Source organism: Ferrimonas balearica DSM 9799 (assembly GCF_000148645.1).
GTDB lineage: Bacteria > Pseudomonadota > Gammaproteobacteria > Enterobacterales > Shewanellaceae > Ferrimonas > Ferrimonas balearica.
Genome location: NC_014541.1, coordinates 1,173,826 through 1,187,408, shown reverse-complemented (window position 1 = coordinate 1,187,408; position 13,583 = coordinate 1,173,826). Strand labels below are relative to the sequence as shown.

The following is a 13,583-nucleotide window of genomic DNA, read 5'->3' as shown; positions in this document are numbered from 1 at the left end:
TACCTGTGCTTTCATGCGCATGCCGTTCTAAGGAGAGTTTATAGTAGAAAATAAACTCCCAAAACATCCATTACTCATACACTAACGCTAGACATATTGAATATACTAAAGCAATATTATTTCATTTCGACGGACTAAAATAATAGTGAACCAAGGAGAATACGATGAGCAGCGCAAAAAACGCATTATACTTAGCCATACTCCCTTTGTTACTTGGCTGTGATCAAGGTGAGGATCATGCCAACGGCTCTAGAGTGTTGTTAGTTCCACAGGACTATCGGACAATACAAGAGGCTATTGATGCTTCAGCGCAAGGTGATGAAATCAAAATTGCTTCTGGCACTTACAGTGATAGCATTGTCATTAACAATAAAGCGGACCTGTCTATAATTGGAGAAAGCAGTGAAAGTGTAGTGATTAGCACTGGTGAAGACTATGGGTTTTCAATTTACGACAGTGAGAACATATCCATTTCTCACCTTTCAGTTACAAATGCAGATGATGGAATAACTTCAAACTCGGAGTTATTTATATCTGATGTAATCATACACCACACTGTTGATGGAATCGACATGGAGGGTGGTAGCTTAACGTTATCAAACAGTAATTTCTACGATAACTTTGATGATGCCATCGACCTAGATCAAAGCACAAACGCCCTCATCAACAACAACTTCATATCAAGATCAAAAGATGATGGAATTGAAATACGCCTTCACCCTACTGACAATGATGAAGAAATTATTATTGACATCAGGAACAACATTATATCGGCCAACGGTAGTGATGGGATCCAGCTGATTGATTACGAATTAAAAACAAATCGCTCTATCTTAGTTAGGCGTAACCTTTTCTTATCCAACGGATACAATGGAATATCCACAAAAGACTCTGAAAATACAATTCCAGATCTCAACACCGGTTCAATATCAGAGTACCTAAACATAAGTAATAACACCTTTGCTCTCAACCAGATAGGGAACAACGCTTCTGGAGAAAGCTTGGCGTCGTTCAACAATGTCTACTATAAAAACTCAACGCTAGACTTTCAAAGCCTAAACTCAGAAAGCTTCATGAACTCTATCTCTTATAGCGCTGAAGTCTTGACATATGAGACCGGCGTTGAACAAACCAGATTCACACTAAACTCCTGTTTTGAAGGGACATCAGAAACTAAAGCATTATTAGATACTGGTATTACAAAAGCTACTGTCGGCAACGTTGAGTTTATAGCTCTCACAGATGAAAAATCGACTCCAGATCTTGGTCACATAGAGATAAAGTCTGGGTCAACTTGCGACTTAAGGATAATTCGATAGCGTTAACTCTGGACAGCATGACCAATAACAAGTCATGCTGTCCGACATAAAGCTAAAACGCTATGCCATTTTTTCTCATGAGAAACTTTAAGGCGCTAGAAACATGCCAGTAAAAATGCTTTGAAAAAACATTTCTATTAGCATGACTTGCCAGGTGCAAGCCCTTCAGTTCAGGGAAAATCGTTACAGGCATACCAGCCCGAGTAGATCTATAGCATATATCGACATCTTCACAGTACATAAAGTACATGCTATCGAATCCTTGAAGACTCCGATAATGCTCACAAGAAAACATTAAAAATGAACCTGCAGCCCAATCGACAACCGATGGAGTCTTTAACTTAGACTTATCGATTATCGTGTTGTTTTTCAACCCAACAAAAGAACGAGAAAGGTCTAATAGGGTCGGAAACTTCCTAACAGAATTATCAGGGACCGAATATCTATCATCCTTAAATAAATTAATCGTTGCGACTTCTGACTTGAGCTCATCCATTTGCTTAGACAAGTCAATTATTACGCCATCCTCAACACACACATCAGGATTAAGAACAAGAAACTTGTCATTCCTTTCAGGGTTGTATTTACTAGAAACGTAGTCGAATGCAAGATTATTGTTCTCTCCGAACCCCTTTGCTGAGTCATTACAAATATAGTCAATTTGATTCAACTGACAATACTCTTTCAGCTCAGACTCTCCAACATTGTCGACAATGACAACCCGAATAGAATCGGATTTATTTAATGAACAAAGACATTGAAGATCGGATATCAACTTGCCATGTCCGTGAGACACGGTTGACACGTATATCATAATAAATTCTTTTATTTTCTATAGGTGCCATCGATGATAGCTTGCCACCAAGGTGCGTTATCTAGATACCATTGCAATGTCTTAGAAAAACCGGTTTCGAAACTCTCTACCGGCTCGTAGCCAAGCTCATTCTGTGTTTTAGTGGCGTCAATCGCGTAACGACGGTCATGACCAGCACGGTCAGTGACATAAACAATCAGTTCTTCAGACGATCCTTTTGCCGCATTGGTTGCCAATGGGAACTTTTCGATAAGTTTAGGATTTGACTTGAACGCTTGGTTCATTTGCATGCAAATGAGTTTAACAATATCGATGTTTGCCCACTCATTGTGGCCACCGATATTGTAGTTTTCACCAACCTGACCTTGATTGAGAACCAACTCGATACCACGCGCATGGTCTTCTACATACAGCCAATCCCGAATTTGTTGGCCATCACCATAAATTGGCAGCGGCTTATCGTGAAGAATGTTGGTCACAACCAACGGAATCAGCTTCTCTGGAAAGTGGAATGGCCCGTAGTTGTTGGAACAGTTAGAGGTGGTGACCTCCAATCCATACGTATGATGGTAGGCCCGTACCAGATGATCTGAAGCAGCTTTACTTGCTGAGTACGGAGAATTCGGCTGGTATTGGTTGGTTTCCTTGAACGGCGCTTCGTCCTTCTCCAGCGTGCCGTATACCTCATCGGTAGAAACATGATGGAATCGGTGCTCTACAGGCACCTGCCCGGCAGCCTTGGGTTCATCAATCCAAACCTTCTTACTGGCCTTGAGCAGGCTGTAAGTGCCGATAATGTTGGTTTCAATAAAGGCATCCGGCCCAGTGATGGAGCGATCAACGTGGGACTCGGCCGCAAAATGCACCAGCGTGTTCACACCTTCATCCCGAAGCAAACTTTCCACCAGTGCCGTATCGCAAATGTCGCCATGGACAAAACGGAAATTCGGGTTGCCTTCAACCGCTTCCAGATTCGCGCGATTACCGGCGTAGGTCAGCGCGTCCAAAACAATAACGCGATCCGATTTATGCTGCTCCAGCCAGTAAAGAACGAAGTTAGCGCCAATAAATCCAGCGCCACCGGTAACCAAGAGTGTATTATTTTTCATGAGTGCAAATTCTATCTTTGACTGGCTTACAAGCTCAGAGCTTTTAACTCATCGAGCATGTTAGAGAGTTGAGCACGCCAATGGATCGTGCATTTTCCTGTGGTGGTTTCGGTCAGTGACTTATCGATCACGCTGAATGCAGGGCGCTTAGCTGGAGTTGGATACGCCGAAGCAGGAATTGGCCGTACCGGAATAGATTTATCGAGCAGTCCTTTCTCAAGCGCCAACTCTTGAATGGCTACCGCGAAATCAAACCAAGATGCCACACCAGCATCGGTCCAATGCAACATCAGCGCCTGATGTTCCGGCACCTCTTCTCTTGGCAGGTTTCCGCTGGCCAACTGCTCAGCCAAACGCCAGCTCAGTTGAGCCAACCCTTTCGCCCAGGTCGGTGTTCCTACCTGGTCATAGATAATGCCCAATTGTTCTTTCTCTGCCATCAGGCGAATCATGGTCTTAACAAAGTTATTGCCAAAGCATGAATACACCCAGGCAGTACGAACAATTACCGCATTCTGACCCAGTACTTCAGAGACCTTATTGTCACCTGCAAGTTTAGATGCCCCGTATACGTTCAGCGGATTGGGCGCATCTTCAGGCTGATAAGGGGTGGTACTGCGGCCGTCAAAAACGAAATCGGTGCTGATGTGTACCAATTTGGCAGACCACTGACGACAAGCGAGTGCGAGATTTTCAGCTCCTGACTCGTTCACGGCATACGCCATCTTTTGATCAGATTCCGCTTTATCGACCGCAGTGTAGGCAGCCGCATTGATCACCACATCCGGCTGCACTTCTTCAAACCGGGCAATGACGGCTTCACGGTCTGTGATGTCCAACTCCTGCGCAGAGAAACTAACCAGCTCAACACCTTCAGGCAGGGTTTGAGACAGTTCGTAGGCCAGCTGTCCACCCTTACCAGTAACCAAAACTTTCATGTGCCCTCCCTCTTAAAACTTCGGGGCATCTTTGAACAGAAGCCCTTCGGTATCTTTTCCAGACAACGAAGGTTGTTGTTCCACGGTAATCGGCCACTCAATATTCAGGGCCGGGTCGTCCCAGCGCAGAGAAACTTCCGCGTTGGGGTTATAAACATCGGTGCACTTATAAACGAACTCGGCTTCGTCGGTCATCACGTAGAAACCATGAGCAAAGCCTTCAGGCACCCAAAGTTGGCGTTTATTCTCTGCAGACAGTTCAACACCAACCCATTGTCCGAACGTCGGCGACGACTCGCGCATGTCAACGGCCACATCAAAAACGGCACCGCTGACAACACGTACCAGTTTTCCCTGAGTATTTTCAGTCTGGTAGTGCAAACCCCGCAGCACGCCCTTAGCAGACTTACTGTGGTTTTCCTGAACAAACTCACGGACAGCGCAATGCTTGTTAAACTCTTCAGTTCGGAAGGTTTCCATAAAAAAGCCGCGGTCATCACCAAAAACCTTCGGTTCGATGATCACGACATCCGCAATATGGGTTTTAATAAACTTCATAGTCCACTCAGAATCCGAATGTTAAAAAACTGTACTTTCCAGCACATCGAGCAGGTACTTGCCGTAGCCACTCTTTTGCAGAGGCATGGCCAACTTTCGCAGTTGCGCGTCATCGATATAGCCCATCCGGAATGCCACCTCTTCAGGACAACACACCTTGAGGCCCTGACGTTTCTCAATGGTTTCGATAAACGAAGCGGCTTGCAACAGACTATCGTGGGTGCCGGTGTCCAACCAGGCGGTACCACGCCCCATTACCTCAACTTCCAATTCATTACGTGAGAGGTAGGCGTCAATGACATCGGTAATCTCAAGTTCCCCACGAGCAGAGGGCTTCACCTGCTTAGCAAAGTCAACAACACGGCGGTCGAAGAAGTAGAGCCCAGGCACGGCGTAGTTAGATTTCGGTACCGCTGGTTTTTCTTCGATGGAGATCGCTTTGCGATTTTCATCAAACTCGACCACACCGTAAGCTTTCGGATCCGCTACATGGTAGCCAAATACCGTAGCTCCCTCAGCCTTGTTGGCTGCACGACGCAAGGAGGTAGATAAGTCATGGCCATAAAAGAGGTTGTCACCGAGAACCAGCGCGACATTATCATCACCAATAAAGGATTCGCCCAGTAAGAAAGCCTGAGCCAAGCCATCCGGTGACGGTTGCGCAACGTATTCAAAGCGCACCCCCCACTCGGAGCCGTCACCCAACAGGGCCTCAAAGCGAGGTAACTCTTCGGGAGTCGCAATGATCAGAATCTCTTTAATGCCGGACACCATCAAAGTAGCAATCGGGTAGTAGATCATCGGCTTGTCGTAGATAGGCATCAACTGTTTGCTAACAACCTTAGTCAACGGATATAACCGGGTTCCACTACCACCTGCTAAAATAATACCTTTTCTCATTACGTTTCTCTTTAATCAATGCGATGTAAAGTCACGATTCTCATGAATCCTAACAATAACCCAAATCTGTCCTTTACTCTTTTGAACAGTTTTTGTGCAGATAAACTTCCAGTCGTCGAAGCATTAAGGTCATGCCTTCTAAATAGAAAAAGAGGCCTCGTCTCATAAAAGACGTCATTCTTATACATGCCGATCAATCCTAATAACCAATCATGCATTGGCGTATTATTAGGCATGTATTCAAAAACGGTTTTATATTTACAATCGAAAGACATGGTGCATCCAACAAAAATATTGGAATAGAATATCTTTATTAAACTATTTGTCGGCCTATAAACATCAAATATGGTATAACCTTTCGGAGATAATTCCTTATCACAAAACTCCGCATTACAAACCACTACTCCATGATTTTGATGATGCTCTAGAATCGAACTTACACGGTCTGATTTCCAAACATCATCTTGGTCACATAGTATTATGATATCACCACTAGCTTCGCTAACCGCATTTTTAAAGTTACCAACAACAGATCTAGAGTTACTAGCTACAAGCCTAATTCTAACATCCTTTATTGAACTAACAATATTCCATGTTGAATCACTAGACCCATCATCAGAAACAATTAGCTCATCCTGATCTCGTAAACACCCAAGAATACTATTAATTTGCTCGGCTATATATCTCTCACCATTATAGCTTGCAAGACATACTGATATTTTCACTTTAATATATACTTAATTATATCTGAAGAAGAATATAGATAGTTATTGTCAAAGATAGATCTCATTAGCCTTTTTACTAGGGCAAGCTTATATAGTAGTATTTCAAAACGGCTTCTAAAATGAGTGAAAAACTCTCTTTCAGAATTCAAAATACTATTTGCCCTAAATTCTGAAATTCTCTCATTATGACTGACGGAGAGATCGTGATCGATTATAGTATTTAAAACTGAAACTTTATAATTACTAGATCGCGTGACATGACTACATATAACATAGTCTAAATAGTCTAGTGGGAATCTAGAATCAATAGCTTCTGAGTTATGAAGGAAGTCAACTCGATAAGCAGAACCTGAATTTATTGCCACATAGTCTTTCAGGTAGTGCTCACCAGCATCAATATTCTTAAACGGGAAGCCAAAACGGAGTTCTTTTGGCGAAAATTGTTGGCCCTTGCAATATATCTTAGGATATATTGCGACTTCTCCATTATTTTCAAGAATTTGATTGTTTAACGATTCAAAAAATTGAGAAGTGAGTGAAGTATCATGATCAAGAAATACTATCCAATCCAGACTTAAATCAACACATTTGGATAAGGCATCTCGATAGTTTTCGGCCAAGTATAGATTATTAAAATTATTCTTGATCGTCACGCTTATATCAGAAGAAAACGAAACATCAATTAAGCAGTTTCCATTCGTGTAGATGAAAACCTGATACTCTTTAAGCCCACTAGCATTCTTAATTAATGAAGTAATGGTATTTGATTGGCTAGCGTTAATATTATATAGAACTACACATATAGCTTTATTTATCATCGGTTTGACTCTTCCTATGATCGAAATAACAAAATGAAACCATTAAGAAAAGCATTCCGATAGAGTTATTTATATATGGGTTGAATAAGCTCTGAACATAGAGAATAACAACGATAGAAATCATAGCATGATCGTCTATACATTTAACTTTAATTAGTTGATACCATATTAATTGGATGAAAATCAGAATCATCCAGAAAGCCAGACCAACTAGTCCAGACTTATAAAGTACTTCAAGTAACGCCACTTCAATCTTTAAGTTGCCAGAAATAAGACTGCCAAATCCGTTACCAACTATAATTGTAGAAACATCAGAAAAGCTATCCCACAAAAATATTAAATCGTTAATTCGTTTAGAGTCACCCTCGCCTCTTTCGATACCTGATATATATAACATAACAAGCATCGGCATTATCAGCGCCGCAAAAAACAACTTGATACGATCTAGGCTTTGGTTCCTAATCCAGTAAAAAAAGAAAATACCGAACGCCAAGGAAATAAGAAAGCCCCTTGTATACAAAAGATAAATAGGAACCAAAAGGCACAATCCTATTAGTTTTTGTAATTTTGAGTCACCAATTAGATAAAGAAAGCATCCAATTATAAGATAGATAAATCCCTTATAAACGAATGCAGACTCTCCTCTAAAGAAAAACTCTCCACTTTCATTAATGACATAAATGGCAGAGAAAGGAACCAAACCAGAATTAAGTAAATAAAAGGCAACTAGATAACACGCCCCCATAATAGGAGCACCAATTTTTATCGCGCTAAATATCAGGTTAAAGAATATTTCTTTGAAATAGTAAACAAATGGAAATAAAAGAAAATACAATAATGGCTTTACGTCTTGGACTATCAAATTTATATCATTCATCCTTGCGACGCCAACAAGAGATGAATATGCGATATAAAAAAAGTATATCGAAGTTATAATTACAGAGTTTCTATTGATTTTAAGCTTAATCAAAATCAATAGAAATGACAAAAGAAGCGACAATGAAAATAATAGCATCCGCGGTGAAACGGCGCCAATGTCTAACAACCTTCCGCCTCCGCCGACAACGACTTCAAAGATCAAAATGAAGATAAAGATCTTTATAAAAGAAAACCGTTCGGCTGGAATCCCATCACCAGTCTTACTTAACGACTTCAATTTGTAACACCATGGTGCTTTACGCAATATTCAAAGTCACTTTGCAAATCAAAGCTGTAGCCATATATTTCTTTTTGAATTATTGACAGTGAATAGGCATCGTTCCATTTTAACAAGCCAGGCTTATAGTTCCCCCCAAGCGTTTTTAGGCTTTCAAGGTGGCGACTGTCATCGAAGTTATTATCACCAATTACTGACCACCCAAAATCAATCAGAATGACCCGCTCATCACATACAATTAAATTATCTGGTCGAATATCACGATGTATGATTTTTGCTTTTTCTAAAGTTTCTACCACTTTCACAGAAAAATTTAAGAAATTTTCTTTGCTTACGTTCAGCTGACTAACTGATTCACCCTCTAGATATTGCATCACTACATAGCTACCAACAGCACTCTCAATATAGTGGTAAACGGCTGGCGTAAGATTATTTGTAATGTAGCTTATTCTCTTCAAACAGAGATACTCTCGCTCTGCTGCCGAGTATATTCCAGAGGATTTTATAAAAAACTTCTCACCATTTCTTGACTGACAAGTATAATAATTTACGCCATGATGCCATGATGAGACTCTAAAAAGCCTAACCTTACAATAGCCTTTCTTTCTTAAATTTATTGATAAGAATAGAAAACCTACCAAACCCCTGAATATATAATAAATTCGATACATTTCATCTAATCAACTTGGAAAGCTTAACTCTTATATCGACGAGTAAGATCTGACGAATAATTCTAACAACAGCTATATTATATTTTGTAACTCTTGATATTGATTTTGAAATAGCCCTTGAATTAGAAAAATGGAAATAAACACTAATATCTTTTGGTAGTGTCACACTATAATTATGTTCCGAAAGAAACTTAGACACTAACTTGAACATACCTTCTAGATCTAAATCTAACTTATGCTCGTAATCCTTGGAGACTTTCACTTTGTGAACCAATGCATGATAAGCTAGCATCGGTTTATAGTCATCATCACTCGGAATGCAGAAGCCATTGTAGCGTGTAGCATTAAAGAGAATACTCTCTTGCCAGCTGCGATCGTAGTAGCCATCACCAACCTCTCGTATATCGCATGGAACTTCCTGCCCATTGACGAAAAATACATATGCATTCGGCCTAAATGGTCTAACGCTCTTTTTAGCATTCAAAATATAAGCAAAGTCTACTGCGTTCTGGGCCAGAAAATCGATATCACCATGATCATTGATTAAGTAACTATCTGGAAGATTTTCAAAGTTTCTCATCACCACATAGTTGGAACAGGCATTAGCTGTTCTAAATAAATGAGAAAAGCTATTCCAGCCTGATGCCCCCTCTAAGTCACGCTCAATTGCATTCGGGGATAATTCAGCAGGGCTATCCAGCGAAAATTTTTCGATGTATGCATCAACTTCCTGACCTAAAAGAAGCATTAGATCATGTGCGGTCTCATGTTTGCCATTCGTGGTATGAATTTTATGTCCACCACCAGTCCACTGTCGATACAGTGTTTTCTTATCAAAAACATTAGTATTGACTAACTCAGGGCCCCTGGATGTATCTCGGTTATGATAGACTGGATTTTCATCTATGAAAGTAATAAGAATAAAGCTGCCATTGCCACAATGCTTTTCTTTATGAGAGCCACTTGGTAACTTTTGTCCATAAAATCTGGTCAGATTATTGGCGAACTTTTCTTTACTCCAGCTCACCTCTAGCACTTCACAAATTTTAAAATCTTTGTTTAGGTCCTCAATGATCTCTTCTTGAGCTGTTCTTCCATGTTCCCAAACAATTACCAAATTTAATTCTTTGCTCATTATCTTACTTTTCCAAAAATTAAATCAGTCATTTTAAAAATCCGGTTGGCCATAGCAAGGCTATATATATTTTTTAGAATCAATGATATTGATGTTGCCCACGCAGCGCCAATCGCACCATAGAGCGGAATTAATATAAGATTGAGCGTTACATTACATGCAATGGCTATATTTAATGATCGTCTATGGTACTGAGTATGCCCAGTCATCATCAATAGGAATGCGACAGGCCCAGTGGCCAATACAACCGCCTGTGCAAAGGAGAGTACAACCAGGAGTGTATAGCTAGATTCGTAGTCACTACCGAAAAAAGCAATAAGAAACTCTCGCCCAAAGCCAACTGCAAGCGTAAATATGGCTACGGCTATTAGCATCATGTACCCGGTTATCGACGTGAACTTTTTGACCAGCTCTTCTTGTTTTCCTTCATTCCACAATGATGAAAATATCGGTCCAATCAATCCGTTTACAACAACTAAAACAACCGAGGATATTAATGCCACCTTATTCGCTATATTATACTCTGCTACTGAATCAGCTGTAGAGACAATGGCAATCATAATAGTATCCATTGTCGCAATAACTACATTCAAGACGCTGACATAAAAGTAGGCAGATAAGCCTTTTTGATACTCTTCTAGTAAATTACCACGAGTAAAGACTTTTGGTTCTTTATAATTTCTCCAACCAAGAGCAGAAGCAATAAAGCAGATTAATACACATATCGTGTATAGAATTTCCGGCCGGTTTGGAAAAAAGGAAACCAAAAACAACATTAATACTGGTATTAATACGACTTGTAGGATTATCCCGTTGTTTTGATTGCCAATTCCTTTCAGGTACTCACCAGAGAACTGAATAAATGAATAGGGTAATAGACATGCTATTATCAACAGCACAAACTCAATATTGTTGCCAAACCAGAAGTAATTGATTAATGGCAAAAACACTAAAAACGGTATTATTATTCTTAATGCATACTGAGATGATAATTTTAATACGCTGACCTTATCTTCCCTACTAAAGTATTGAGATAACTTTAGTAGGGAGTTATCGCTTCCGTACCGCATTACCATTGCACAAAGCGTAACTAATTGAACAAATAGGAAGAATCCACCAACCACTTCCTTATCATATGTTCTCGCCAGAAGTATGCTAAGGATAAACCCTGCGCCCAATCCACAAGATCGTACGAGAAAAGATATAATAAATCGCATCAGGTTCAATTTGGCATTATAGACTTTAGCAACGGTCTTTGGTTTTTCTTACATTAGAATCCGAATCAATATTAAACACGCTAATATAATACATATTGATTGCTGTACCGTACCAATATAGGCGCTTAATTAGATTTGATCATTGATGTAATAGAGTTTCTGCTTATTGAGTTTTCGAGGATCTAACCCAGGTAACCAGCTTCCAGATGTTCTGGATAGCGTAGCTATATCCTAAGAACATCATTACAAATATGAGAAGAAGCAAGAAATCGGGCACGTTAATCAAATAAGCACATACACCAATTGAAGCTACCGAGATAGCGATACCACTAATCCAACCCAGTGCACCTCGTGGTGTAAGGCCAGCACGCATACAGATATGATGGAGGTGATCACGGTCTGGCTTAAACGGACTTTGGCCCTTCTTCTTTCGGCGATACATGATCGCAGCCATATCCATTAATGGAATGGCAATCACCCAGAGTGCAATCACTGGAGAAAATGCGCGGCTTTCCCCCTGACTGCCCAATACCAGCAGCCACACAATGGTGAGGCCAATCACCATGGAACCGGCATCACCCATAAAGATCTTGCGTAGCTTTCCCTTGGGCCAGCCCAAATTGAACATCAGGTAGGCACCAATAGCAGCGATATAGAGCAGTGGCAACATAAACCACGGGTTATTAGCCATCGCCATCAACACAGCAATCGCGGAAAAACTGATTATACTTAGCATTCCCGCCAAACCATCTATACCGTCTACCATATTAAAAGCATTAATGGCTCCGATAACAGCAATCAATGTGATTACCGGGCCAAACCAACCCAGGTCAATAACACCAAAACCTAAAAGATTGCCAAAGTCTTTTAAATATTCGCCTGCGCCAAAAATCATCAGTGAAGCAGCAAATGCCTGGGCAAACAAACGGTATGACACTTTCAAGTCGTACTTATCGTCTAACACACCGATAAACAGCATCAGTATGGCGGACAGCAAGTACATCCTGAGCGTTTCACTGGCGGGAAAGAACAGCAGTGAAGAGGTAAGTACAGACAAGAAAATAGCGATACCACCAATAAGCGGTATCGCGCCCTTATGCTCTTTTCTTCCTCCTGGCAAGTCGACCAAGCCGAAGTGAATTGCCAGCGGCTTTCCTAGCCGAATCAGGCCGTAACTGGCCGCAAAGGCAAACACAACAGGGAATACCATATTGGAAATTGCAGTTGTTACATCACCCACATCAGCCTCCTTACTTTCGCGCGAAGTGACGAATCAACACCACGAAAACTGCCAACATACCTCCCAGCATGGTACCTAATACACAGATTAGCGCTCGACTGGGCTTAGCTTTCAGTTCTGGCACAATCGCAGGATCAACGGTTTTGAAAACATATTCATCCCGCACCTCTGCGAACATCATGGTTTTGCTCTGCTCTTCAATCAGTTGGTAGAGCACCGTTTGCATCTCAGCGACTCGTGTTTGAGCCAACTGATTTTCCAGGTAAGCGATGCTACGCTGGGCTTCCTGTAGATCGCGGGCCTTCATCTCCTGATTAATTGATTCGACCAGCCACTCAACCCACTGCTTAGCGATGTATGGTGAGTAGTGCTCCACAGACACCTTAACCAGGCTGGTTTGTTTATCCTGACTTACCTGGAGTACTTCACTGAATACTTCATAAGCTTCCTGTAAAGAGGGCTCGACACCACGAGGTGGTTTGGGAGCTCGAACCCACTGCTTTGCTGAAGAATCGTAGATATCGCTGTCCCACACCAGTTCATTCGTATTGGCGTCCCAATCCTTTGCGGCCATCAAGGGCGCCAACAATTCGTACTTTTGCACAAAGTGGCTAATGAATTCGCGGGATTTCATCACTTCCATCGCCATGGTGGTTTTATCAACGCCACCTCCGCCTCCTAGATTGATACCAGCTAGCGAAGCCAGTCCACCAAACTGACCAGCCAATCCGGCCAATCCTCCCGCTTGTTCACTACTGGCAGGGGCTAGCAATGCCTCAGACTTGTAAATATTTGGAAGGTAAAGTGCTAACGCAACAGAGGCCACCACGAATACAGAGGTAATCGCGATGACCAGCCATTTTCCTGCCCAGATGGCAGAGAACAACTCCCGCAGCTCAATTTCATCATTAGGTAACAGACGTTCATCAAACTGGGCATCACGATGATAATTGGAGGGATGTTCAGACATATTCTTCACTTGA

The 13,583-nt window shown here is 41.4% G+C and carries 14 protein-coding genes; 1 reads left to right on the top strand and 13 read right to left on the bottom strand.

Features of this window, described 5'->3' with window-relative positions; all coding sequences use genetic code 11:
• The first annotated feature begins 164 nt into the window (after nt 1-164).
• On the top strand, nt 165-1,319 hold the full coding sequence (locus FBAL_RS05570; protein ID WP_013344598.1) for a right-handed parallel beta-helix repeat-containing protein: 1,155 nt from the start codon (nt 165-167) through the stop codon (nt 1,317-1,319).
• Nucleotides 1,320-1,371: 52 nt separating this feature from the next.
• On the opposite strand, the gene FBAL_RS05565 is transcribed toward FBAL_RS05570, so the two are convergent.
• The 13 genes from FBAL_RS05565 to FBAL_RS05520 all read right to left on the bottom strand — a co-directional run bounded on the left by FBAL_RS05565 (nt 1,372) and on the right by FBAL_RS05520 (nt 13,570).
• The gene (locus tag FBAL_RS05565) at nt 1,372-2,115 is read right to left on the bottom strand and encodes a glycosyltransferase family protein (protein WP_216086806.1); all 744 of its coding nucleotides are present in this window, start codon (nt 2,113-2,115) and stop codon (nt 1,372-1,374) included.
• Nucleotides 2,116-2,144: 29 nt separating this feature from the next.
• Nucleotides 2,145-3,242, bottom strand: coding sequence for a dTDP-glucose 4,6-dehydratase (gene rfbB, locus FBAL_RS05560; RefSeq protein ID WP_013344596.1), 1,098 nt, complete (start codon nt 3,240-3,242; stop codon nt 2,145-2,147).
• 26 nt (nt 3,243-3,268) lie between these two features.
• Nucleotides 3,269-4,180: a dTDP-4-dehydrorhamnose reductase gene (gene rfbD / locus FBAL_RS05555; RefSeq protein ID WP_013344595.1), complete on the bottom strand. Its 912-nt coding sequence runs from the start codon at nt 4,178-4,180 to the stop codon at nt 3,269-3,271.
• 12 nt (nt 4,181-4,192) lie between these two features.
• The gene (gene rfbC, locus FBAL_RS05550) at nt 4,193-4,738 is read right to left on the bottom strand and encodes a dTDP-4-dehydrorhamnose 3,5-epimerase (protein ID WP_013344594.1); all 546 of its coding nucleotides are present in this window, start codon (nt 4,736-4,738) and stop codon (nt 4,193-4,195) included.
• A gap of 21 nt (nt 4,739-4,759) precedes the next feature.
• Nucleotides 4,760-5,638: a glucose-1-phosphate thymidylyltransferase RfbA gene (gene rfbA, locus FBAL_RS05545; protein ID WP_013344593.1), complete on the bottom strand. Its 879-nt coding sequence runs from the start codon at nt 5,636-5,638 to the stop codon at nt 4,760-4,762.
• 11 nt (nt 5,639-5,649) lie between these two features.
• Nucleotides 5,650-6,363: a glycosyltransferase gene (locus tag FBAL_RS19870; RefSeq protein ID WP_013344592.1), complete on the bottom strand. Its 714-nt coding sequence runs from the start codon at nt 6,361-6,363 to the stop codon at nt 5,650-5,652.
• On the bottom strand, nt 6,360-7,181 hold the full coding sequence (locus tag FBAL_RS20185; RefSeq protein WP_013344591.1) for a glycosyltransferase family protein: 822 nt from the start codon (nt 7,179-7,181) through the stop codon (nt 6,360-6,362). The genes FBAL_RS19870 and FBAL_RS20185 overlap by 4 nt, the downstream gene beginning before the upstream one ends.
• Nucleotides 7,171-8,337: an O-antigen polymerase gene (locus tag FBAL_RS05540; RefSeq protein ID WP_013344590.1), complete on the bottom strand. Its 1,167-nt coding sequence runs from the start codon at nt 8,335-8,337 to the stop codon at nt 7,171-7,173. Before FBAL_RS05540 ends, FBAL_RS20185 begins: the two co-directional genes overlap by 11 nt.
• A complete protein-coding gene (locus FBAL_RS19865; RefSeq protein ID WP_013344589.1) occupies nt 8,334-9,008 on the bottom strand; it encodes an RIO1 family regulatory kinase/ATPase domain-containing protein in 675 nt (224 codons plus the stop codon). The genes FBAL_RS05540 and FBAL_RS19865 overlap by 4 nt, the downstream gene beginning before the upstream one ends.
• Before the next feature lies 1 nt (nt 9,009).
• Nucleotides 9,010-10,143 carry a hypothetical protein gene (locus FBAL_RS20180; protein ID WP_013344588.1) on the bottom strand — a complete coding sequence of 378 codons (1,134 nt, stop codon included), beginning with the start codon at nt 10,141-10,143 and terminating at the stop codon, nt 9,010-9,012.
• Nucleotides 10,143-11,360, bottom strand: coding sequence for an oligosaccharide flippase family protein (locus FBAL_RS19860; protein ID WP_013344587.1), 1,218 nt, complete (start codon nt 11,358-11,360; stop codon nt 10,143-10,145). The genes FBAL_RS20180 and FBAL_RS19860 overlap by 1 nt, the downstream gene beginning before the upstream one ends.
• A 163-nt stretch (nt 11,361-11,523) precedes the next feature.
• The gene (wecA, locus tag FBAL_RS05525) at nt 11,524-12,600 is read right to left on the bottom strand and encodes a UDP-N-acetylglucosamine--undecaprenyl-phosphate N-acetylglucosaminephosphotransferase (RefSeq protein WP_013344586.1); all 1,077 of its coding nucleotides are present in this window, start codon (nt 12,598-12,600) and stop codon (nt 11,524-11,526) included.
• 10 nt (nt 12,601-12,610) lie between these two features.
• The gene (locus FBAL_RS05520) at nt 12,611-13,570 is read right to left on the bottom strand and encodes a Wzz/FepE/Etk N-terminal domain-containing protein (RefSeq protein WP_013344585.1); all 960 of its coding nucleotides are present in this window, start codon (nt 13,568-13,570) and stop codon (nt 12,611-12,613) included.
• Nucleotides 13,571-13,583 lie beyond the last annotated feature (13 nt).

Excerpts from the sequence above, each read along its gene's own strand:
- FBAL_RS20180 (WP_013344588.1), bottom strand. The coding sequence starts at position 10,143 with ATGAGCAAAGAATTAAATTTGGTAATTGTTTGGGAACATGGAAGAACA.
- FBAL_RS05520 (WP_013344585.1), bottom strand. The coding sequence starts at position 13,570 with ATGTCTGAACATCCCTCCAATTATCATCGTGATGCCCAGTTTGATGAA.
- FBAL_RS05570 (WP_013344598.1), top strand. The coding sequence starts at position 165 with ATGAGCAGCGCAAAAAACGCATTATACTTAGCCATACTCCCTTTGTTA.
- FBAL_RS20185 (WP_013344591.1), bottom strand. The coding sequence starts at position 7,181 with ATGATAAATAAAGCTATATGTGTAGTTCTATATAATATTAACGCTAGC.
- rfbA (WP_013344593.1), bottom strand. The coding sequence starts at position 5,638 with ATGAGAAAAGGTATTATTTTAGCAGGTGGTAGTGGAACCCGGTTATAT.
- FBAL_RS19860 (WP_013344587.1), bottom strand. The coding sequence starts at position 11,360 with ATGCGATTTATTATATCTTTTCTCGTACGATCTTGTGGATTGGGCGCA.
- rfbD (WP_013344595.1), bottom strand. The coding sequence starts at position 4,180 with ATGAAAGTTTTGGTTACTGGTAAGGGTGGACAGCTGGCCTACGAACTG.
- FBAL_RS19865 (WP_013344589.1), bottom strand. The coding sequence starts at position 9,008 with ATGTATCGAATTTATTATATATTCAGGGGTTTGGTAGGTTTTCTATTC.
- rfbC (WP_013344594.1), bottom strand. The coding sequence starts at position 4,738 with ATGAAGTTTATTAAAACCCATATTGCGGATGTCGTGATCATCGAACCG.
- rfbB (WP_013344596.1), bottom strand. The coding sequence starts at position 3,242 with ATGAAAAATAATACACTCTTGGTTACCGGTGGCGCTGGATTTATTGGC.